This window comes from Haloarcula sp. CGMCC 1.6347 (assembly GCF_037078395.1).
In the GTDB taxonomy this organism is placed as follows: Archaea; Halobacteriota; Halobacteria; order Halobacteriales; family Haloarculaceae; genus Haloarcula; species Haloarcula amylolytica.
Window position 1 is genome coordinate 149,989 of sequence record NZ_JAYMGX010000002.1, and the last position, 20,561, is coordinate 170,549.

22 protein-coding genes and 1 tRNA gene are annotated in these 20,561 nt (G+C 55.7%); 10 read left to right on the forward strand and 13 right to left on the reverse strand.

Translation table 11 applies throughout. The annotated features are described in order from the left end of the window. Positions 1–405 precede the first annotated feature (405 nt). The gene (locus VI340_RS09090) at positions 406–1,434 is read right to left on the reverse strand and encodes a tyrosine-type recombinase/integrase (RefSeq protein WP_336358230.1); all 1,029 of its coding nucleotides are present in this window, start codon (positions 1,432–1,434) and stop codon (positions 406–408) included. Positions 1,435–2,063: 629 nt separating this feature from the next. On the opposite strand from VI340_RS09090, the gene VI340_RS09095 reads away from it, so the two are divergent. The 4 genes from VI340_RS09095 (at position 2,064) to VI340_RS09110 (ending at position 4,294) form a co-directional block, all read left to right on the forward strand. After that, positions 2,064–2,387 carry an ArsR family transcriptional regulator gene (locus VI340_RS09095; RefSeq protein ID WP_442905119.1) on the forward strand — a complete coding sequence of 108 codons (324 nt, stop codon included), beginning with the start codon at positions 2,064–2,066 and terminating at the stop codon, positions 2,385–2,387. Positions 2,388–2,400: 13 nt separating this feature from the next. Further along, on the forward strand, positions 2,401–2,694 hold the full coding sequence (locus tag VI340_RS09100) for a hypothetical protein (RefSeq protein ID WP_151145836.1): 294 nt from the start codon (positions 2,401–2,403) through the stop codon (positions 2,692–2,694). A 43-nt stretch (positions 2,695–2,737) separates the two neighbouring features. After that, positions 2,738–3,751: a hypothetical protein gene (locus tag VI340_RS09105; RefSeq protein ID WP_336358232.1), complete on the forward strand. Its 1,014-nt coding sequence runs from the start codon at positions 2,738–2,740 to the stop codon at positions 3,749–3,751. Positions 3,752–3,928: 177 nt separating this feature from the next. Beyond that, positions 3,929–4,294: a zinc ribbon domain-containing protein gene (locus VI340_RS09110; RefSeq protein ID WP_336358233.1), complete on the forward strand. Its 366-nt coding sequence runs from the start codon at positions 3,929–3,931 to the stop codon at positions 4,292–4,294. 244 nt (positions 4,295–4,538) lie between these two features. On the opposite strand, the gene VI340_RS09115 is transcribed toward VI340_RS09110, so the two are convergent. The 10 genes from VI340_RS09115 to VI340_RS09160 form a co-directional block, all read right to left on the reverse strand. Then, positions 4,539–5,528 (reverse strand): hypothetical protein, encoded by a 990-nt coding sequence (locus tag VI340_RS09115; RefSeq protein WP_336358234.1) that lies wholly within the window; start codon positions 5,526–5,528, stop codon positions 4,539–4,541. Next, positions 5,521–5,817 (reverse strand): hypothetical protein, encoded by a 297-nt coding sequence (locus VI340_RS09120; protein WP_336358235.1) that lies wholly within the window; start codon positions 5,815–5,817, stop codon positions 5,521–5,523. Before VI340_RS09120 ends, VI340_RS09115 begins: the two co-directional genes overlap by 8 nt. Continuing rightward, a complete protein-coding gene (locus VI340_RS09125) occupies positions 5,810–6,643 on the reverse strand; it encodes a hypothetical protein (protein WP_336358236.1) in 834 nt (277 codons plus the stop codon). Before VI340_RS09125 ends, VI340_RS09120 begins: the two co-directional genes overlap by 8 nt. Then, entirely contained in the window at positions 6,640–7,194 is a 555-nt protein-coding gene (locus VI340_RS09130) for a hypothetical protein (protein WP_336358237.1), read from the reverse strand. Before VI340_RS09130 ends, VI340_RS09125 begins: the two co-directional genes overlap by 4 nt. A gap of 19 nt (positions 7,195–7,213) precedes the next feature. Beyond that, a complete protein-coding gene (locus VI340_RS09135; protein ID WP_336358238.1) occupies positions 7,214–7,375 on the reverse strand; it encodes a hypothetical protein in 162 nt (53 codons plus the stop codon). Continuing rightward, complete coding sequence (locus VI340_RS09140) at positions 7,375–9,198, reverse strand: hypothetical protein (RefSeq protein WP_336358239.1); 1,824 nt, start codon at positions 9,196–9,198, stop codon at positions 7,375–7,377. The genes VI340_RS09135 and VI340_RS09140 overlap by 1 nt, the downstream gene beginning before the upstream one ends. Before the next feature lie 39 nt (positions 9,199–9,237). Then, on the reverse strand, positions 9,238–9,636 hold the full coding sequence (locus VI340_RS09145) for a hypothetical protein (RefSeq protein WP_008313106.1): 399 nt from the start codon (positions 9,634–9,636) through the stop codon (positions 9,238–9,240). Continuing rightward, positions 9,633–10,004, reverse strand: coding sequence for a hypothetical protein (locus VI340_RS09150; RefSeq protein ID WP_008313104.1), 372 nt, complete (start codon positions 10,002–10,004; stop codon positions 9,633–9,635). The genes VI340_RS09145 and VI340_RS09150 overlap by 4 nt, the downstream gene beginning before the upstream one ends. A 166-nt stretch (positions 10,005–10,170) precedes the next feature. After that, entirely contained in the window at positions 10,171–12,375 is a 2,205-nt protein-coding gene (locus VI340_RS09155) for a tetratricopeptide repeat protein (protein ID WP_336358240.1), read from the reverse strand. A 337-nt stretch (positions 12,376–12,712) separates the two neighbouring features. Beyond that, on the reverse strand, positions 12,713–14,500 hold the full coding sequence (locus tag VI340_RS09160; RefSeq protein WP_336358241.1) for a hypothetical protein: 1,788 nt from the start codon (positions 14,498–14,500) through the stop codon (positions 12,713–12,715). A gap of 322 nt (positions 14,501–14,822) precedes the next feature. On the opposite strand from VI340_RS09160, the gene VI340_RS09165 reads away from it, so the two are divergent. Then, positions 14,823–15,050 (forward strand): hypothetical protein, encoded by a 228-nt coding sequence (locus VI340_RS09165; RefSeq protein WP_336358242.1) that lies wholly within the window; start codon positions 14,823–14,825, stop codon positions 15,048–15,050. A gap of 146 nt (positions 15,051–15,196) precedes the next feature. Here the strand turns inward: VI340_RS09165 and VI340_RS09170 are convergent. Further along, positions 15,197–15,268: transfer RNA gene (locus VI340_RS09170), tRNA-Ala, on the reverse strand. Between the two features lie 210 nt (positions 15,269–15,478). On the opposite strand from VI340_RS09170, the gene VI340_RS09175 reads away from it, so the two are divergent. The 5 genes from VI340_RS09175 to VI340_RS09195 are packed head-to-tail and all read left to right on the forward strand — an operon-like array spanning position 15,479 to position 18,807. Then, the gene (locus VI340_RS09175) at positions 15,479–16,084 is read left to right on the forward strand and encodes a DUF7287 family protein (protein ID WP_008313100.1); all 606 of its coding nucleotides are present in this window, start codon (positions 15,479–15,481) and stop codon (positions 16,082–16,084) included. Position 16,085: 1 nt separating this feature from the next. Continuing rightward, complete coding sequence (locus VI340_RS09180; RefSeq protein ID WP_008313098.1) at positions 16,086–16,673, forward strand: DUF7288 family protein; 588 nt, start codon at positions 16,086–16,088, stop codon at positions 16,671–16,673. Then, positions 16,661–17,638: a DUF7261 family protein gene (locus VI340_RS09185; protein WP_049943097.1), complete on the forward strand. Its 978-nt coding sequence runs from the start codon at positions 16,661–16,663 to the stop codon at positions 17,636–17,638. Before VI340_RS09180 ends, VI340_RS09185 begins: the two co-directional genes overlap by 13 nt. Continuing rightward, on the forward strand, positions 17,628–18,071 hold the full coding sequence (locus VI340_RS09190) for a DUF7266 family protein (protein ID WP_336329226.1): 444 nt from the start codon (positions 17,628–17,630) through the stop codon (positions 18,069–18,071). The genes VI340_RS09185 and VI340_RS09190 overlap by 11 nt, the downstream gene beginning before the upstream one ends. Continuing rightward, positions 18,064–18,807 carry a DUF7289 family protein gene (locus tag VI340_RS09195; RefSeq protein WP_336329225.1) on the forward strand — a complete coding sequence of 248 codons (744 nt, stop codon included), beginning with the start codon at positions 18,064–18,066 and terminating at the stop codon, positions 18,805–18,807. The genes VI340_RS09190 and VI340_RS09195 overlap by 8 nt, the downstream gene beginning before the upstream one ends. Positions 18,808–18,815: 8 nt before the next feature. On the opposite strand, the gene VI340_RS09200 is transcribed toward VI340_RS09195, so the two are convergent. Then, positions 18,816–20,552, reverse strand: a complete 1,737-nt coding sequence (locus tag VI340_RS09200; RefSeq protein ID WP_336358243.1) for a DUF7289 family protein — start codon at positions 20,550–20,552, stop codon at positions 18,816–18,818. Positions 20,553–20,561 lie beyond the last annotated feature (9 nt).

Here is a 20,561-nt window from a genome sequence, read left to right on the forward strand (position 1 = left end):
ACCAAGATTGCTATGCCATATTTTGGAACGCTTGTGATATGTGACAACACTAAACAAGATTTAGTTGACTAAGTTTCCTTATTATTCGTATACGGTGGACTGGACGGTACTTACGTAATGCGAATTGAGCCCAACTTGACCTTTTAATTGAATCCGGCAGCAACGGGTAACGGTTGGTTTAGTAATGTCTCTAGCTGGTTTTCTCCTAATATCTTGGTTAGACAGTATTGTGCCCTCGATTGTGTGGTTTATTATAGAATCCGCCGGGCTACATCCCAAATCAGCCTACCTGTGTTGTCGATCTCTCGTCCACGACCGTAAAATAAGGATGGACTCGCCGGGTTGTTAGCCTATTCGAGGATGCGCGTTTCCTAGATTCATCCGCTGTGGTGTACTGGTGGTGGATCATGCGTCGTCGATGAACTCCCGTCGAACCTCCATCTTCTCGCGCTCGCTGCGCTGATCGTAGTGCTGGTCGAGAACGTCGTTCGAGACGTTCATCCGATCCGAAACCACTTCTTCCGGTGTTCCGTCTCGAAGGTGCTTCGTGATCGAGCCGCGGCGGATACCGTGTGGAGATCGGGACGACGGGCAACCGCTGGCAGTGTCCCGAGTCATGTACTCACAGCTCTCCGGGTTCTCTCCGTGTGGACACTCGCCGACCATACAGGGTCGAGTCCACTGGTAGACCGCACTCCGGATGGGTGTCTCACTCAGACGGCCCCGGTCGCTGGTGATGAGCGGTTCCCGACCGTATTCGTCGGTGACCGAATCTCGGTGGTTCTCGATGAACTCCTGAATCACTTCGGCGTAGAAGTCACCGACAGCTATCGACCGCTCGGCAGCTCGTCCGTTCTTCAGTGGAGTTCCTGTTTCCGGCCGGTGGCGCAGTTGTAGGTACTGCCCATCAGCGTCGAAGTCGTCCAGGTCGAGCGAGCGGAGGCTCCCGAGTCGAATACCAGTGTGCCAGAGGATTCCAAATATTACGTGTTCGCGGGAGGCGTACTGGTAGCGATTCAGGTGGTCGAGGATGGCTTCGGCGTGTTCGGTGTCGAGTTTCTCATCTTTCGAGGCTTCCTCGGGGTCGACCTCCGGGAGCAACACCCGTTCGCGCATTCCCTGTTCGACCGCGTCGATGCTGGCACAGAATTCGAGGAACTTCCGTAGCGTGGCGAGGATGCCCCGAAGAGTAACCTTCGATACCTCACCGTATTCGCTTCCTTTGCCCTGCCGACGCCAGACTCGGAACTCGTGGAGATCGCGCCCAGTCAGCTCGTTCATGTTCTCGATTCCCTTCGACTGGGCCCACTCGATGAACGAGTTGAGCCGGTACCGCTGGTTCGTGAGGGACTTTTCAGATAGCTCTGGTTCTCGGTGATCGAGGTAGAGGTTCACCGCGGTCGCCGGAGCTATCGGTTCGAGGTCGTCGCTCATGGTTCCCCCATCGGGGCAAGCAGCTGGCGGGCAGTCTCAAACGCATTGTCCTCTGTTGGTTTATCACCAAGCGGGTAGCCGTCACCGTCTCGACCCATCGCCTCGAGTATCTTCGAAACGGAGGGTGCAGGACCATCGATGAGAAGTTCGCGGCGGGCTTCGCAGGCAGCCGCGACTGCTTCAGCAGCATCAAGCGATTCATTTCGTCGCTGCTTCGACACCTCCGACAGACCGAGCATTCGGTCACAGTGCGGGCAAGGATGGCGGCGCTGGTGGGAAGTCGCGTCGGCATACGAGTCGTACCGTTTGGAGAAGTTACAGCCAGAACACCGGACGCGGTACTCCGTACGTGAGCGAACAGCGGACTTTTCAGCAGGCGATTCGACTACTTTCGTGCGGGGAGTACTCCCCGTATCGGTTCCGTACGACATTGGTTTGCCGGGCGGAGCCACCTTCTGGGCCGTGTCACAGCACGGCCCGGTTCTCGATGACCGAGAACCATCAGTGACCCGCAGATACACAAGAACGTGCTGACAACATAAATGTAATGACGTGGTTAGTAAGTTGTAAGAGAACTTGAGGGGGCCTATAAAATGTATTAGGTGTCCACACGTAGAAGCGATAATAGAATGCGCCTATCTGGGTCGTGGCAGAGCGTATGGGATGACCGAATCCTAGAGTGGATGTCTGAAAACGAGGGATCGGGTACACCCAAGCAGCTCAACGAAAGTGGTCTCATCAGAGTCTCTCAAACGCATATCGCGCGTAGATGTAAGGAGTTAGCTGAACATGGACTTCTCCGACATGTTGGAAATGGGGCCTACGTGATCACCGAAGAAGGAGAAGCGTATCTCGATGAAGAATACGACGCCGAAGAAGGCGTCTACATCGACGGAGAAAACAGCATTTCAAAGCCATCGCCGACGGCTGAATCAGAGACGAACGGCGTGTAAGTAGTCCTCCACCATGACGATACGAAAGACCGCCCGCTGGCAGCAGTGTATCGACGACCGAATACTGGAACACCTGCGTGACGATTCGTGGTCAACCGCGAGTCAGATTGCACTTCAAGATGGGATTCATGCCACCGAAGCACAGGTCCAAGAACGATGTCGTGTTCTGGCCGATGCCGATTTGGTGGCGTTTCTGACGGAAGATCAGGACCTCGTTGAGTTGACTACCGAAGGCGAACAATATCTCGAAGGCGAGGTCGATGTAGAGCTGTACCCACGCCCGCGCCATCCCCGACTCATGGAGTGAATTCAGGGGAATGTTCATACCGATTGAGTCTACTGATTGACTTGTGTATCAATTTACTCCCGACGAAATAGATAGAGATCGCGCCCATCATCAAGCAGTGAAGCAGGGTGCAGATAATGTTGATGTGAAGCGTATCGGAAATCTTGGAGAAATCGCGTTTGAGCAGTTCTGTCGAGAATACCTTCCAGCAGAGATGTGGGAATGGGAGAACGAGGATGCCATTCGACGGTGTAACCCAGAGAGCTACTCTGGTCACGATTTCGAGGTTTTTGGGTATAATATCGACGTGAAGACCTCTCGGGACGTATCGTCATTTCTGCCAGAGACGCTCGTCGAGAAGGATTCGGAAGACGATATTATTGTGATGGCCTGGCACCGGGACAACGAAGATAGTTTGATTTTGCTCGGGTGGGAACACGTCGAAACGCTCGAATCGAAGGTTGAAACAGAGGAGCAGTTCTCTGGTAACTCTCCTGAGAAGCTCGAACACTTGGCAACTCGTCCGATGAACGGCCTTCAGGACCTCGGGCCGAACACCGCGAATATGAACCAAACTCCCGAGAATCCATTCCAGCCGGGAGATCGTGTACAGAAGCGTGACGACGAAGATGCGTCAGTGGGTGTTGTAATTGAGGTTCTCCCCCCAGAAACGCAGGTAGAACTCTACGGACAGGAGCTTGACGGCGAAGCGGTCAGAGTAGCTTTCCCGAGCTCGCTCGATGAAGGCCCGGGTGACTGGAGAGATATTTCACCAGCTCTGCTTTCATCGTACTGCGATGACCAAGATATCAGTCTCTACACTTACAAGCACGAGAATCTGAAATTCGCCGAGAATCCGTACACTGTAGGTGATTACGTCATCAAATCCACACACGATGATCCTAATCTTGCGGTGGTGGTGGAAGTTGATGGGTACAATGTTTCCGTGGTCTACGAAGGACCAAAAGGTGATGAAGTAACACCGGCTAACCTCCCCGATTACTGCGAGAGTGAAAACCTATCTCTGTATGAGTACAGTGAAAACGAACTTCAGTTCGCTGACTTAGCTAAGCTCTAAGAAGGCGATATAGAGCAGTTAGCATAGTTTTTAACGACCAAGCACAGAGGGGGTCTCCTATGGGTTCTACAAACATTCGCCGATAGATGATTTTCCTTTCTTTCTACGATTAGAGCCTCATGACAGGGTAGTGTAAGTTACCACAAACTATTACCTCAGATATATCATATGAGAATTATGGCAAGTCTCATAGTATATGCAGTAATTGCACTAACAATACAGTCCATATTAGCGATGTTTGTTGCCGGAGATGCCTCCGATAGAGGACTTAATAGCAGGTTTTGGGGAGTGGTTACGTTCGTTTTTGGGATACCGGGAGTCGTCATTTATCTCCTATTGCGTCCAGATAGAAGCCCTGATATCATCTATGTCTGTCAAGAGTGCCGCACGGAAAACCCCGAAGAGAACAATTTTTGCTCGGAATGTGGATATGAACTAAAGGTGAGGAGATCAGAAGACGGAGATCAGTCCGATGATGAAACTCGAAAGAAGGGGAGCATGAGCATAGTTGAAGCTGTCAAGTCTGGTTTCGGGCTGTGGTGAAGTCTAGTCGGTGTCCGAACTGGGACACATACAGAGTTTGTATCAGACTTCCGCATTGGGATTGCCCCCGTCGCTCCGCTCGGGGGCGTGCGCTCACAGGCTCGCTCGGCCCCCCATGTGAGGGGGGCGCTTCGCGTCGCCGTTCGCTTGTAGCGTTAGTGTAATCAGTAGACACACCGTGGCCGGACCCCTGAAAGCGGTGGGTCGGCGGGTGGGTGGGCGACGGGGTTGTGGAGATCTTCGGCTACGTGGTTGGGCCGAGTTCTTCCAGGCGGTCGCCGAAGTGGTCCCAGTCGTCGAAGCCGTGCCACACGTCAGGGTCAAGATTCCACTTCCAAGAGGCAACGTCGTCCGGGTCGTAGCTGTGAAGTGTCGGTTCGAGATCGGCCAGATCGGCATCGAAAAGCGGAGAGTCGGGCCGGTCTGCGTCACCGTCCCAGTTAGTGTAGAACTCAACGACATCCGGCGCAGATTTCCAGAATGCCAAGTTGGTCAGTCGCTTGCACTCTGGGACGACGTCTTTTCCGGTGTGTCCGACCGCACCGACGACCTCGACGCCGAGTTTGCTCATGGCCTTCAGCGCGGGAGCGTACTGGGTACTCACTTCGCGGCTATAGACTCTGGCATCCATGTACCGACTGGCTTCATCAAGGACGAACGTTTTCGGAACATCGCGGTTCTCGACGAGGAGTGTCATCAGCTCGTGCATCGAGGAGACGTAGCGGTCAGCGCCTTCCCAGGTCTTGGAGTTCGAGATGACCAGCACGTCATCCCATACTGCACGAGCCATATCCGAGGCGAGCAGGAACATCGTGTTCGTCTTGCCAGTATTGGGTCGGCCCGCAGCGAGTACCGTCGTCAGTGTCCCGTCGGCGTCGAGCCGATCCATCAGGCGAGCGGTCACCGTCAGCGACGACGCGTCGAGTTCCTGTTCAGTGATGCCGACGAGGTAGGAAGCGAGTGATCCGTTGCCGTTCTCAATGGCGCGGGTAGCCGCTTCGGTGTGGTACTTGGACTGGAGAACATCGGAGAGTGCAGTCTGTCCGAACGACCGGGAACCGTTTACCTCAGCACCACGGTCGAAGAGCGACGAGACGAACGACAGGGTCGCTCGTTCTGCGTCATCAGCCACGACGCCGGTATGCTCGTGCAGGGATTCGCCACCCTCGATGTTACCAGCAACGACCTCGTTGAGTTTGGCCGCCGTCAGTAGTCGTTCGTCGGAGTCAGTCATCAGCCGGCACCTCGGCAGAGTCGGTATCGTCTTCCACGAGCTGGTCCCGGAACGCGTAGGCGAAGCCGATCAGCGGCAACGCCACCGACAGCACAGGGAGATGATCAGGAACAGGACGATACGCAGCCTGGTATGCCTGTTCACCGGCGCGATACGTCACGTCAACTGGCACATCGAGTGCCTGCGGCGGAACTGCCCATAGGCCAGCCCAGTAGCCAGCGATGAACGTCACAGTAGCAGTCACCACGACGACACTCTTCTCACGATGGGTTAGGTTGAGTTCAATCATCAGCTGGAACACCTCCGTCGCCAGCACCAGCGAGATCGGCGAGGTCTTGGTCAAGATCGACGCGGACGCCCGGAACATCAGACTCCGGAGACTCGTCGTCCTCGGTGTGTCGAATCTTCCGGTCGAGTCCGAACTGTTCGATGGCCGAATCTATCTCGTCGGTCAGTGCGTCACCTTCGTCGGGCAGCGTCCCGCGCTCGAACGTCGACACGATACGGAGAACCGCCTTTCGGGTGGCGTTGCGGATGATCGTGAACGCCTGGGCTTCGATGGCGAACCCGCGCTTGGCGTCGGCTTCGAGCTGGCCGCGACACTCTTCGACGGCCTGGAGCGTTCGCATCAGCTCCCGGTCAGAGAGGGTTCCGCGCCAGCATCCTTCGACGGTCTGGGCTTCGAGGTCGACGTTCTTGCCGAAGGCGAGATTGGGACTCACCCAGTCGAGTTGGCCGTCCTCGACGGACCACTCGCGGAACCGTTGCCCAGGTGTCCGGAAGATACCGCCTTTCGTGTGACGGGCATCGATGTCGACGAGCCAGACGTAATTCGGGTCCCAAAGCAGCGACCGGACCTTCTTACCTGTCGGTCGCCCGACCAAGGGAATCGTCACGAGCGCACAGAGTCCGATCAGGCGCAGGCTTCGGGGAAGTTCGTAGCCGAGAATCGACGCGATGACGAACAGGACGATACCGGTACCCGACGCGATCAACAGCAGGTTGTTCGTGAGCCAGCGGAACAGTCGATAGGTCCGGCTGTGATCCGGGCCGGGGTCAGCGTTGTGCGCCATCTCGTCGCGGTCGAGATCGGGATTGCTCTCGTCGTCGGTCATGCCAATCGCTCACCTCGTTGAGCCGAACCAATCTTCGCAGAGACGGCTTCGTACAGGACCGCAATTACGACGCCGAGCGCACTGCCAAGGGCGGCGTTGCGAACGTCCTCACCACTCCACGGACCAGTAATGATAAACGAATTGGGCTTGCGGAGGTAGTGGAAGCGCTGTTGTTCGATGGATTGCTCAGTCCAGAGTGTTACGCCACCACTAGAGGGCACTCGAACGGTCGTCGTCGTATCCGCGTCGACGACAGCCGCACGGAATGAGACACTGCCGGCTTCTGATCCGTCGTCGACCTGCGGGGCGACACTGACGACCTTGTACTCGTCCGACCAGAAGTCGATGACCAGCTGGCCGTCCGCGTAGTGGTAGTCAGTCACGACAACGTTCTCATCGACGACGAGTTCAACATCGCTGGGTGCGCCGTCCGGAGCAGAGACGTTCGTTGAGGTCGCAGTCTCGTTCGTTGTTTCCTGCGCTGCCGCTGGTGCAGCGAGAGCGATACAGCTGACGATCAGTATGAGGAGTATAGGCGTACGTGGGTTCATAGTCGAAAATCCGAGTTTGTCACCAGAGCCAGTCGAGCGAGGGTTCCGGGAGCCAGGACGACACCAGATCAATGGCTGGCCCGATCACGTCGACGGTTCCCGAGAGTTGCAGCGCGGCGAGTGCGACTAGGACGAGCCACGCATCCCGAGGAACGAGCTTGAGAGCCAGCCAGTAGACCATCAGTTGTTACCTCCCGTTCGCCGCTGGCTCACGGCGTAGAGTACGCCAACGCCGACCAGTACAAGCACGAACGACGAGGATGAACCGCCGAGTAGGCCACCACCAGCTGAGCCACGAAGGTTCTGCTCACGCGCCTCGATCTCCGCTCGGCGCTTCGCCAAGTCCTCGTACTGCTGTTTGAGTTCGGTAACGTTCGTGGTCTCGTAGGTGGTTTTCTGGATGGTGACGTTCTGGACGGTCTGGCCGTCCTGTGTGGAGATACTGTCGATAGTAAACTCACCATCCAACTCGACAATGCGATCCGAGGTAACGACGTACTGCGTGCCGCCGATGTTAGACGTGTGGTAGGTCGTTCCGTTCTCGAACTGCCCGCTGGCAGGGTTCTCCTGCGAGAACAGGACGCCCTCGTACTGGGTACCGTCCCCGGTGGTGACGTTGAAGCTCCCGATCTGGTCGAAGTTCTCGGGGCTGTTCGTCCCGAGCAGCGTCAACTTCGCGGCGGTCCAGCCCTGGAAGTCGGACCCTGCCGACTGCTGGGACGCCAGCACGTAGGGGTCTACGAGGTCGCTGTTGTTGATTTCGCCATTCTGATAGGCGCTATACGTGTTTTCGGCGAGGGTGTCGAGTTGGGTATCTACGTTACTGCTCTGGGTGTTTATTTCAGACCATTTTTCAGCATACCACTGAGTCCGAAGGATGGTCTTAGACTCGTACTCGGATGAGTGAGGGACGGAGACCTTCACACCGTCCGTGTGGTGGGCGTTGCCGGAGTTCGAGATGTCGTTCACCTCGTCGTCCATGATGTTCAGATACGCCGTGTTAGGCCCCGAATCGCTCGGTGAGTCGTAGCCAGTAATCTCTATCCCGTCGGTCTGGATGGTGGAGCCGTTTGCGAGGGTTTGAGTCTCGTTATCGGAGACGACCGCCACCGGGCGGCTATTAGACGGCTCGAAGCCGTTCAGCGGCGGGACGGTGTTCATTTCGACAGTGGCCGTTCCGGCCCCTGCGGTGTTCTCTTGCTTCTGGAGATAGACAGCCTGTGCAGCGCCTTGGTCCCAACTGCGGGCTAACTGGACCTGCTTCTTGGCGTAATAGTCTTGAGCAGCCTCCTTGGCGTCAGCCTTCGCAGCAGACTTACTACTCCCGTTGTTGAGAGCGCGGATGTAGGCGTTCTTGCCGAGGATGAGCGCCTGAGTTTTGGTGTCCTGAAGGTAGTTGTTGAGAGTCGTGTTGAAGTTCTCGAACCCGGCCTTGTGGTTAACTCCGGACTGGTAGATTTCGATCTCCGCGTCGTTAGCTTCCAGTCCGCTCGTGTTGACGGTCGTACTGCCCGGCTGTGGCGTACAGTCGAGACTGTCGACGTAGCCAACAACATCCGCAATTTTATCAGACACATCACATGTGAGGTCTGAGTCGCCGCCGGTTGTTCCCACCTTCGTATGGAACGTTTCGCCACGGCCGTCCCAAGTGTCGAATTTCGGTTCTCCACCAGAGTACTCGGAGACGGTGACGTTCACCGACTCATATGCCCCGGAATTTAAGAACAGGAGCACGTCCCCGTCAAGATTGGCCGTATTGTACGTTTCACGGGCTAAGACGGTCGTGCCGGTGGACGGGCCCCCTTGGGTAATGTACTCAACTTTGAACTCCGTGCCACCGTCGAGAGCGCTGGTGTCAATCACCAGTGTTTCCGGCGAGCCTGTGTACTCGTAGGTGACTGGCCCGCTGTCCGTGGCTGTCTGTGCCAGTGCAGGACCGACACCAGTAACGACTGTCGACAGGACGAGCAGGCCAGCCAGCAAGATCGAGCGTGCGTGACTCATCGGGGTTTACCTCCGAAAGAATAGCGTCGTGTCATCGGTTTACTGAACAGCGACTCCCCAGGAGACGACCGTGGCGACGAACGCCAGTTGCATCCCGAGCGGGTCGCCCAGGGAAGTGAGGAAGTCGTTCACCGCTGGCAGGTACTCGTTGCCGAGGATGACAGCGGGACCCAGTGCAATGGCGATCTTCTCCCAGTCCTCATAATACTCGAACTGCTTTGTCTCGGAGCTGGCAAACGCCGCAGCGAAAGCCCCGAGCGAGATCAACAGCGAGTGCTGTGTCGTCAGCGTGTACGACAGCCACGGGAGTTCGACCGTGGTGATCCCGCCGAACTGGTAGAGGCTGGCCGCGACGAACGCCACCGACAGCATGGCGGGCAGACTACGGATGTTCATGTAGTCGCTCACCATGTCGCTCGCGCGATTCTGGTAGCTCATTCAGGCCCTCCAGCAGGGAGTTCCCGGACCTTCCAGATGTCGTACTCCTGTTCCTCGCCGTCCTCGTTCGTGAACGTACTCGTCTGTTCGGTGTGCTTGATGCCGACCACGTCGCCCTCTCCGAGGTCGTTGTCGTCGAGCGCGTTGTCGATCTGGCTGTTCGACCACATGGCGACCACGTCGCCGATGCCACGGGCCAGCTCGATGACGGTCGTGTCGTACTTGCCGCAGTTGGGGGTGAGTTCCCGAATTTCACCGACGACCGATTCGCCGGGTTCGAGGTCTATCCACTCCGAATCGTAGTCGTCAGAAGTGCTGTTATCGACCGGTTCGAGATCGTCGAAGGATGGCGTTTCCTGAGTTGCCATACAGGAGAAAAATTCGCGGGTTGGAACTAGAAGGGGTCGCTCGCCTCGGTGAAAGTATTATATTTAGGGATGTACTTATAAAAGAATTTATTACGATAAATCACTGGGGTTACTTTTGATATTCCGTATAATGCGAGGTAATATATTAGAGCTTCAACAATATGCGCTATTCAGACTTCTGCATAATTTGTTCAAATTGTTCATTATCCCGAATATTATCTAAATCACCATCAGATGATGCAGATTCTAAATATCTATCGTCTATCTCCACCGCTTCTTTCAGACTTTCTATGGCTTCTTCCTTGTTATCAATTAAAGAGTGTGCACAAGCCCTGTTATAATAGTAATTTGCCGAGATCCCTTCCGGAAGGTCAGATATACTAATTTTTTCATAGATCTTTATAGCCATGCTGGGGTGACCAGAATCAATCAGCACCTTTGCAAAATTCAATTTTTGGTTTGGCCTAATATCATCTGAATTAACAAGTTTATTTGCAATTTCTTTGGATTTTTCATATCTTCCAATCTCGTTTAGGCCCTGGATCGCTCGTTCAAATGCACTGAGAGAATTTTGCGGATCAGGGAGAGCCTGTTTAATATTCTCATAGCCTTCTTTATCACCCAAATCTAGCTGAATTAAACCTTTTATAACAAAAGGAGATATCCAGTCTGGTTCCTCATTACAAAGTTCATCTAACAACTCTAAAGCATTTTCTGAATTGCCTCTATCATGTTCTACCTCAGCTTTACGTAAGTTTGAGAGTCTATTACGAGAGTTTATATCAATTGCTTTATTATAATATTTGATTGCTTCCTCATAATTTCCGTTATCTTTGCACTCTTCTCCTTCAATTACATATTGATAATCTGACTCCAGTTGTATTTTAAATCCAGCTGATTCGAGCGTGTTTGCGATTTCATCGATCTTTTCACGAGTTTGTTCATCACATTGGGGTATGATTGCGGTAAATCCACCATCTAACCATTCTATCTCACATCTAAAAGAGAATACATTTTGGAGCTCTTCAGTGTACGGCCCTCGCGGTTGGTCAAATATTAAATCCTCTAATGTATTATGTGTCGATTCAAACGGTACTGTCTGAAAATTAATAAATAGCCGATGTTCTTGTGATGTCTCAGATTGTGACTCAACATCAAATCGAGAAGGTTGATCAGAATATGCCCAAATCCGGTCATTGTTGGTAAAAATACTTTCAGCAAACTTTGAGAATATATTTGATACCAAGTGGCCCTCATTTCCTTGGAAAAAGCTGATATCGTTACCTGGTGTATCCATTGAGGCCACATAGTATCTCAAGTATAAGCTGTCAAACTGACTGCCAGCAAAGGAGATCTTCTCATCAGAGTTATCAACCACATCTAACTCAATCAGTTCGTTAAGCTGACTATGTATCTCTTCTTCAACACTGCTAGGGCTCTGTCTACCGAGCTTGCCAATGTTATCAAGTAGGTTGTATTTGAGAAATTGTTCGGGTTCTGTGTTAGGAAATTCTAAAGTAGACGTTAGAATTTGAAGTTGTGAGGGTGATAAACCCCCAATTTTATTTGCTATCTCGTGATGACCCTCTTGTCGGATACCCTCAAGTTCTTCAAGCACATCATCTAAAACCGGTTTTGAAAGTTGTATCTTTTCGTCATTTTGCTGAAGACACCTACGATACATGTGGTGACTAATCAAATTTATTTCGTATGGGGAACCGCCAGTAATTCTATGAATCTGAGCAACTGTGTCCCTCTCAATTTGTTCTCTCCTATCACTTGAAAGAGGCTTTTTAATACATTCCTCGGTTTTCTCGATATCTTCAAAATCATCAACCTGAATATTAACAAAAGATCGGGGAAGAGGCGAAAATGTATCACTTAGATCAGGAAACATATCTTCAGTCCCGGATAAAACTAATATATACCCATCAATATCTGTGAATATGTTTCTTAATTTCTGTAATAATGCGGTGTTTTCCGCGAGCAAATCACACTCATCTAACAAGATAACGATCGTACTCATTCCAGCCTCAGAGGCCTCCTGATGCAGTTCTTTCAGATCTTCTTTTAGAACTCTCTGCGTTACCGTTTCTTGTGTATCCTGCATTTGTGCACCAACATAGGCACTACCAAAACCAAGTGGAATATCATACCTAGCTTCAAAATCAACTGAGTCAAGAACATCACGGAACTTCTGATAGATTTCACCCGTACGCCCACCATACATCCCTCGATTAGCACCATTTGTCATTATGGAGTCGATCATCTCTGAAAAAAAGCCGATATCATTACTAACAATGTCTTCATTTAGTGGCATTTTCACAGTAAGGAAGTCTAAATTGTCAGCAAATTGTTTAGTGAGGTTCATTAAGCTAGTTTTACCAGATGCTCTGGAGCCAGTTATTGCTAGATGATAGTAAGATGGATCTTCCGTATCTGACAGTTGCAAATACTCTTTTATTTTTTCCTTTCCTCTTCTCGATCCGCGAACTTTTCCCGGGTTTTTATTGGAGAGCCGAAATCATAAGGATTGGACAGTATTTCGTCAGGCATGATTTAATTACAAAATTATGGCGTAATAACTCTCCCGACTAGAACTATGGCTTTTTGCTTTATTTTTATCTTATTCGATGTAGTTTAAATACTAATATTAATGCTAATATAGTCCGGTGATACCCGTCCGAGATCTTATTCTGACTGTATATTCACATAGAGGCGCTGTCGGTAAATTTAGCAACTTGTTCAAACTCACTATTATTCTCACCTAGTTCATTACTGGGAAGATCCCAGTACGAATATGCTCCAATATAGTCAATAACACACCGAAATGTGGGATCTTTTGGCAGCGTTGAACGTACTTGTGGACGTTCCACTTCAGAAATAGCCCGCTCTACAGCAGCATCAAGGTTATCAAGGTTGGTCCACTGCCGGCGTGCAAGGCTATCACGGATTTCACTCTCAATGGAAGTTTTCACTGAATCAAGCGAACACCAGCGCACGGCTTCACGTACGTCCGGATCTTGCAGGTGGTCGCTCGGGTCGATCCCCTCCGTAATCGACCGTGAACATGACCAGAAGCGCCGGTTTGTCACCCAGTACAACGCGAGCTTCCAAGTAGCCGCTTTATCATCATAATTTTCCCGATCTTCGTCACCCTGCTCAAAGGACTCCGTAGCGTCAAGCAGCGAACCAAACGTCGCACTCAGGTACTTTCCGAGATACGCGCCAGCGGTTGATTCCTTCTCGTGGCCGTCATCGCCAAACTCTATCAGCTCGTGTGACCTGGTACGGTCGCGTACCCAGTCTTCGCCGTGATCGTGGTCGCCGAAGCGATACCAGTCGACGAAGCCTTCGTCACTCTGGAACTCTGGTTCCAGCTCGTCGAGGTCGTCGCGGTACGTCAGCGGGTACACGTCGACGATCTCGCCTTGGCCGTAGTCGGCCCATTTCTCGGCTACTTCCGGCTTGTCGCACAGCCACGGCAGTCCGTCTTGCTGGCGGGTCGGCACGTCGAAGAACAGCACATGCAGGTGCGGGTATCCTTTCTCAGTGAACTCCAGGGCCTTGATGTAGTCCGGTCGGTCGCGCGGTCGCCCGGTCACGTCGTCGTCGAGGTCGGGACGCCAGCCGGGAACGCTCGGGTCGCGGGTATCGGCTTTCGTCGACGGGTCCGAGTCGAAGTACGACAGAAGCCGATTGAAGTTCTCGTTAATAGAGTCGATTCCGTCGAGCAGCGAGTCTTGGCGCTTCGGGTCAGTCGTCAGCGTGACCAGGACGGCGTTCTCAGCGTTTTCGTAGCCGTATTCGAGTGCATCATTGAACCGGGCAAACTGCTTGGAAACGCGGCCTTGGTCGTTGAATCGGGTCTTGTAATCCTTCGTCATCCGCTTGGTGGACTCGCCACCACGCCGGTCGACGAAGTGGACATCGAACAGGAGCTTGTAGTCTTTGATGCGATTGAGGTAGGATGTAAAACCGTCCTTCAGTAGCTCCCGGAGGTCATCGTCTACAGAATCGACCTTAGAGAGGTAGTTCCGGAGAAACTCCCTGTCGTACTTGATGCCCTCTTCGTTGGCTGTTTGAGTAATGCCTTCTGTAATCAAGTCAAGAAGGCGGAGGGTCGGGGTCACCATCAGAACCCCTGCAGACTCGGATTTCCGCACGTAGGGGGTTTCAGGGGCTACAAGATCGTCGACAAAGCGATATGCAAACTGGTAGTCGGGGTCCGAGCCTTCAACGCGCTCGCAGACTTCTGGTGAGACACCTTTGACAGCGTAAGAAACAACGTGTGACAGCGGTGTACCCTCCGGATGCGCCGCAATAAACTTCGCTACGCGTACGCGATCTTCGTCGCGTTCTGTGAGAGTTCCATCGAGCAATTGGCCGTGACCGAGAAGATCGCGCTCTTCGAGAAGGTCTGCTAAGACGGGAGTGTTACATCTATCGGCGAGGTCGAGACCGCCCAGGTGTCCCGGCGGCTCGACGACGCTCATTTGGGACCATCAGAACGGGCGTCCGTTCGTCGGCTGCCCAGTGTGTCGCTGTTGGGATTCCCCTCACCCTCCGGGTTCGGGGGGAACGCTCGGGCTTCCGGGTCGCCCCGCGTGGGGGCGCTTCCAGTTGGTCGAGCTGGTGCGGAGTGCGATTGGCGCTCGCCCTCCGGTCCGGGATGCTCACTCCGTTGCGCTTCCGGGCGTGCCAGCTCTCCCGCGCCCTCGCTTGTGGTGTCTGCCGAGGGGACACTGTAGCACTGTTTACAGCGATTTGCCTCCGTCGCTGGATGGTCGGCCCTGTTGATGCAGTTGTCCTGACAGAGTGGACAGCGGTACTGGACGTAGTTCGACCAATCCGTCACTGCTGACCACCGTCCTCGACGCGCTTGATAGATCGACGAACATCGTCATCGGTCGCCTCCAGGAGGCGAGACGCACGGACGAACTCATCACGAGCGAACGGCCAGTCGGTGGGCTGGGCGAGGTCGCGTTTAGGCGACACGCCGACCACCTCCGGGAAGTGTCAGAGAACCGTACTCCCTCGGAATAATCGCGTTACTGCGAGGGGTGCATCCGGATTCCCGGTGAACTCTCTTTCTCCGGGGAGGTTTCTCGAAACCTGATTGTGCTGAAAACAGGGAGAAACGGCGCTCTCGCCGTGTTATTAATTCCCCGTGTACGACAGTAAAATTCGGATGGACTCGCCGGGATTTGAACCCGGGGCCTCTCCCATGCCAAGGGAGTGATCTACCCCTGATCTACGAGCCCTTGCGTGCATTGTCTGCTTCCCGATGGGATTGCTTAAACCCATCGAAGCACCGGGACATAGAGAACCGGCCCCATGGTCTTAGTTAGACCAGTATTGCGTCGGCCTCGCAGAGTGCGTAGAAGTCTGGTAATTGGTGTTACAGTACGGCCATAATGGCTATAACGACTGAGGCCATCCCTACAGTAATCTCAGTTTAGTGAATCAGGCTCATGAACCGTAGGAGAAACGAGACGCAGTCTAACGACCGGCGTGTCGGCCGGTCACTCTGGATCGAAGAGCACCGGCGTGGGCAGACGACGCTGGACTTCGCGATCGGTATGAGCCTGTTTCTGAGCGTCCTGATATTCATCTTCCTGTTCATTCCGGGGCTGTTGTCACCGTTTTCTGCGGGGGTTCAGGAGGAGACAGTCACGACCGACAGAGTCGCCGATGGGCTCACAATGGGGATGCTCGGTTCGCCACAGCAGCCGTACGTCCTGAACGAACACTGTACGCGCGAGTTCTTCGCTGGGAACGCACCACCGTCAGGATGCGGCTACGAGTCCGGCGGGAGTGCGGAGGAACGGGTCGGGCTCGACCCGGCTCGGGAAAACGTGAACGTCACAATCCGGGGGAACGCGACGGGGACACCAGCCGCCGACGAAATTCTGTGCTGGGATGGAGCGAATCAGGCACTCGTCGAAGCTGGGGCCGGCTGTGGGACGGTACTCACGACTGGTGGGAACCCGCCGACAAACAACGACGCGTCGGTCACTGCGTTGCGAGTGGTCTCGTTGAACGGGCAGGATGTCACAGTACGCGTGGTGATGTGGTAGCATGCGCGCGCAGGCACACACGCTCGAAGCGATCGTCAGCGGTATGGTGTTGCTGGCAAGTCTGGTGTTCGCGCTACAGATGACAGCGGTGACGCCGCTGTCGGCGAGCACGTCGAGTCAACACATCGAGAACCAGCAGCAGGCGATCGGTCACGGGGTCCTCGCCTCGGCGGCGGCAGAGGACGCACTGAAACCGGCTGTGCTCTACTGGGACAACAGCACGGCGCAGTTCCACAACACGGCCGGTGGTCGGGAATACTACACGAACGGGCCGCCGGACAATCGGTTTGGGGAGTTGCTAGAACGCGCGTTCGACCAGCGGGGAATCGCGTACAACGTCTATCTCAGGTTCCAGAACACGCAGGAGCGAACCGTCACGACCCGCTACGTCTACAGCGGCGAACCGAGCGACAACGCGGTGCGTGCGAGCCACACAATCACGCTCATGGACGACGACCATCTGCGTGATGCGGACGGGACGCGCAACAGCACGCGGATCGGGGATCCAGCGACCGATTATACGGTTTCGGACACCGGAAAGAACGTCTACAACACCGTCAGCGTGGAGGTGGTCGCGTGGCGCATCTAGACGACGAACGCGGACAGATAATCCTTATCGCCGCATTGGCCCTGGCGGTGACGTTCATCGGGCTTGCGCTGGTCGTCAACTCCGCGATCTACACGCAGAACCTCGCGAGTCGGGGCGAGGTTGCAGGGAGCAACGACGCGCTGGAGATGCGGGCGATGGTGGAGACGAACGTCGGGCAGGGTGTCACCGCGGCGAACAGGTACAACCACTCGACCCAAACAACACTCGAAACCAGTGTGCGTGAGAGCATCCGGACCGTCAGCACACAGACGGAACGCCAGCGAGTCACGAGCGGGACGCTGGTGAACGTCACGCTCGCCGGCTCGCCGACCTACGGCACGCGGATCGCCCAGACCAACACGTCACTGTTTGAATCCGGCGAGGCGACACCGAGCGCCGATTGGATGGTCAGAGAGCGGGTCACGCGCCCGGGTGACGGAACGAACGCGACCAGACGGTTCGTCATCAACGCGACACAGCTCCCCAGTTCGGGAAGCGAGTTCGTCGTCGTAGCGAACGGTACCGGCGGCAACCCGAAATGGACGATGCGGGTCTGGGGTGATGTCGGACCCAGCGGGACGGTCAACGTGGAAGTCGACACACCGAGTGGCACACAGACGTGTGCTGTCCCTATCGAGGAGCCGTACGCCCACATCGACGTGACTGGCGGAACAGTGCAGGGTGAACCGTGTCTCGCGCTCCAGGGCGGGAGCTTCGACGGGCGGTTCGCCCACGGCGTCGGCGACGAGTACAACATCACCTACGAGTCAGGCGACCAGATCAGGGGGAACTACTCGATGGTTGTCCGCGATAGCAAGCGGGCCTACACGCTCGATACAGCGCCAGCGTCGCCGTTCAGCACGACCGCAATCTACGATGTGACCGTCCGCTACCGCTACGACACGTCGAACCTCCGGTACGAAGCAAAGATACGGGTGGCCCCGGGTGAGCCGGATGCGTCGTAACCGTGCCGTCTCGACGACGCTGAGCTACACGCTGAGCCTGGCCATCGCCTCGATTCTGGTGTCCGGGCTCCTCATTGCCGGCGGTAACTTCGTCGAGAATCGGCAGGAGCAGGTCATCAGGGACGAACTCGAAGTCATCGGACAGCAGGTCGCCGCCGACATCGCGCGTATCGACCGGCTGGTGGTCGCTGCCGACAACGACCCGACTGCGCGGTTGAATCACACGTTCCCGGCGCGGGTGAGTGGAACCGGCTACCGGGTTTCGATTGACGCCGGCGCCGATGAACTCGCGCTCGAATCGACGTCGCCGGACGTGTCGGTGACTGTGTCGCTCAAAACCCGGACAGACCTGGGGGACTCCAGTGCTGGCGGCGGTGTGATAACCGTGTTCTACGACGAATCGAACGATCAACTGGAGGTGCGAGATGGCTGACCGCGCCGTAAGTGAGGTGCTGAGCTTCGCCCTGGTGTTCAGTCTCATCGTGGCATCGATAATACTCGTCTCAGTGAGCGGGCTGGGGGCGTTACAGAACGCTCGGGACGCGGAGCAGATGGAGAACGCCGAACGGGCATTCGACGTGCTCTCGGACAACATCGCGGACCTTCACAGACAGGGGGCACCGAGCCGTGCGACCGAGGTCAGTCTCGGTGAAGCCACGCTCAGGACGGGCGAAAACACGACGATATCGGTACAGGTCCACGACGGGACTGCCCCCAAAGACGTCGGGACCTGGGAGATACGACCGATAATCTACGCCGGCAACCAGGAGCGAGAGCTCGTCTACGAGGCAGGGGCAGTGTATCGGACGAACCGGGACAGCGGAATACAAAAACGGACGCCACCGATACTCGTCTCAGACGACCGCGTGCTCATCACCGTGGTCGGCACGACCGCCAGTGGCCAGCAGAGCCTGGGCGGGTCGACGGTGCTCGTCCGGACGAACCACCGGAGCAGTAACGTCTCGTTCGCCGATACCGGTGGGAACATCGAACACGTCAACGTCAGTGTCGACTCGACTCCACAGCGCGAGGCACTCTGGCAGTCGTACTTCGAGCAGGAAGGGTTCGCCTGTGGGGCCGACGGCTGGTGTAACTTCACGTCGTCTTCCGGCGGCATCCAGCGGACGTACGTCGTCTACCACGACATTGCGGTCGACATCGACCAGTAGCCGGTCGACTACCCGCTGGTCACGTTGATCCGGTTCTTCGAGACGTGGAGGTACGTCAGCCGGATGATGTTCGTGTTCTTCGGGACGGCGCGTTCGTTTCTGAGCGCCCGGTCGTAGTGGACCAACCCCCCGTTATCCACCGTGACTGACCCGGCGACGAGGCCGCCGTACAGCTCCGCCTTCTTGAGTGAGACGCTGCTGGCACCGACGCCGCCGGCGGGTGCGTAAATCACGCCCTCGAACTGCGGAGTATCGGTGTCCCCCTCGATGACGGCGTCGAAGTCCGACTGACCGTACACCCAGAACTGCTTGGAGTTATTGGCGTTGTCGATGTTGACGTCCCCGGTGCGATAGATGTGGAAGTGGTGACCGCTGGCGGACGTTGCCTCGCCTTTGACGTAGAGGCGGACTTTCCCGCCACCGTTGACTTTTATCTGCCCGTTGTTCTCGATGTAGACGTAGTCCCGGACGGCGATGGTCACGTCGTCACCACCAGTGTTAATCGTCAGCGTCTCGCCGCTTAGCGTCAGGTCTTCCAGGTAGTAGGTGCCTGCGCCCAGCGTCTGGTCGCCGCTGTCGAGCTGGTTCCCCGAAATGCTGCTGGTCGCGCCGTTGTCATTGGTATCGCTTGCGTTGGCGACTCGCCGGTTCACCAGGCCGTCGATAGCGCCGGCTCCCTCGACGCCCGAGATCTGTCTGACATCGCCGTTGACAGTGCCCTTGATATGCTTGGTAGTCGAGTATTCCACGTCACGGGTGACGACGCCGCTTCCCTTGACCTCGACTCCGTCACCGGACCGAACGGAGCCGTCCACCTCGCTGTTCCCTTTCACGGACACGTCACCGGCTGTGGTGATCGTTCCGAACGACCCCTGTGAGGTCGAGTAGTCGCCGACAGACGAGTTGTAGCTGTCCGTTCGAGCGGGGTCGGTACCGCTACCGGAGAGCGTAATCTGTCCGCCGGCGGACGTTGCCGCGACGGCGCTCGTCACTTCTCGCGGCCCCGTCGGCACGACCAGTGTCGTGGTCACGCTGTCGTTTTCGTGGTCGTAGTACGCGTCGCCGTCGGTCCGCTCTTCGAAGTAGCGCCCCCATGACCGGTAGTACTCGCTCTGGACGGTGATGTTGACCGTCCCGGTATCCAGCGGATTGATGTTCCCAGCTGCCTGGTCGGGATACACCTGCGTCGTGCCGTCCTTCGAGATACTCGCCCGCGAGCCGAGCGAGCGGTCACCGCGGACGGTGATGAGTGGGAGCGTCAGCGTCGCGTCCCGGTAGTAGAACTCCGGCGGTGAAACCATGACACTGCCGCTGTCGGAGCGCCGCCACACCCCGCCGCCCTGATAGGCGACTTCCTGGTTCCCGTTTTCGTAGACAACCGCGCCGAGGCGCTCGTCCATCAGCGTGACAGTGGTCGGGGGCGAAGCAGAGTGGTTGGTGATATTGATGGTCATCCGACCGGCAGTGTCGTCGATTCGGTACGTGGATCTGTCCGTCCCGACGAGAGACACCCGCTGGCTGTCGGCGTTCCCAAGCGCCACCAGGGCCGCCTGGGAGTCCAGTTGGGTCATCCCCGTCTCCGCCCGGGAGACGTCGAGCCCGGCCTCAGTATCGACCAGCGCCGTCGCTCCCAGGCTGACAACGACGCCGGAACCGACGATGACGAGACTGAGAACCAGTATCAGCCCGAGCGGGGCTGATTGTGCCCGTTGGTGACCCCGACCCTGACCCCAGGGGAATCGCATTATCCGACA

Bases quoted from the DNA above. Each gene is read 5' to 3' on its own strand.
- VI340_RS09090 (WP_336358230.1), bottom strand. From the start codon at position 1,434: ATGAGCGACGACCTCGAACCGATAGCTCCGGCGACCGCGGTGAACCTC.
- VI340_RS09095 (WP_442905119.1), top strand. From the start codon at position 2,064: ATGCGCCTATCTGGGTCGTGGCAGAGCGTATGGGATGACCGAATCCTA.
- VI340_RS09100 (WP_151145836.1), top strand. From the start codon at position 2,401: ATGACGATACGAAAGACCGCCCGCTGGCAGCAGTGTATCGACGACCGA.
- VI340_RS09110 (WP_336358233.1), top strand. From the start codon at position 3,929: ATGGCAAGTCTCATAGTATATGCAGTAATTGCACTAACAATACAGTCC.
- VI340_RS09115 (WP_336358234.1), bottom strand. From the start codon at position 5,528: ATGACTGACTCCGACGAACGACTACTGACGGCGGCCAAACTCAACGAG.
- VI340_RS09120 (WP_336358235.1), bottom strand. From the start codon at position 5,817: ATGATTGAACTCAACCTAACCCATCGTGAGAAGAGTGTCGTCGTGGTG.
- VI340_RS09125 (WP_336358236.1), bottom strand. From the start codon at position 6,643: ATGACCGACGACGAGAGCAATCCCGATCTCGACCGCGACGAGATGGCG.
- VI340_RS09130 (WP_336358237.1), bottom strand. From the start codon at position 7,194: ATGAACCCACGTACGCCTATACTCCTCATACTGATCGTCAGCTGTATC.
- VI340_RS09135 (WP_336358238.1), bottom strand. From the start codon at position 7,375: ATGGTCTACTGGCTGGCTCTCAAGCTCGTTCCTCGGGATGCGTGGCTC.
- VI340_RS09140 (WP_336358239.1), bottom strand. From the start codon at position 9,198: ATGAGTCACGCACGCTCGATCTTGCTGGCTGGCCTGCTCGTCCTGTCG.
- VI340_RS09145 (WP_008313106.1), bottom strand. From the start codon at position 9,636: ATGAGCTACCAGAATCGCGCGAGCGACATGGTGAGCGACTACATGAAC.
- VI340_RS09150 (WP_008313104.1), bottom strand. From the start codon at position 10,004: ATGGCAACTCAGGAAACGCCATCCTTCGACGATCTCGAACCGGTCGAT.
- VI340_RS09155 (WP_336358240.1), bottom strand. From the start codon at position 12,375: ATGAACCTCACTAAACAATTTGCTGACAATTTAGACTTCCTTACTGTG.
- VI340_RS09160 (WP_336358241.1), bottom strand. From the start codon at position 14,500: ATGAGCGTCGTCGAGCCGCCGGGACACCTGGGCGGTCTCGACCTCGCC.
- VI340_RS09175 (WP_008313100.1), top strand. From the start codon at position 15,479: ATGAACCGTAGGAGAAACGAGACGCAGTCTAACGACCGGCGTGTCGGC.
- VI340_RS09180 (WP_008313098.1), top strand. From the start codon at position 16,086: ATGCGCGCGCAGGCACACACGCTCGAAGCGATCGTCAGCGGTATGGTG.
- VI340_RS09190 (WP_336329226.1), top strand. From the start codon at position 17,628: ATGCGTCGTAACCGTGCCGTCTCGACGACGCTGAGCTACACGCTGAGC.
- VI340_RS09195 (WP_336329225.1), top strand. From the start codon at position 18,064: ATGGCTGACCGCGCCGTAAGTGAGGTGCTGAGCTTCGCCCTGGTGTTC.
- VI340_RS09200 (WP_336358243.1), bottom strand. From the start codon at position 20,552: ATGCGATTCCCCTGGGGTCAGGGTCGGGGTCACCAACGGGCACAATCA.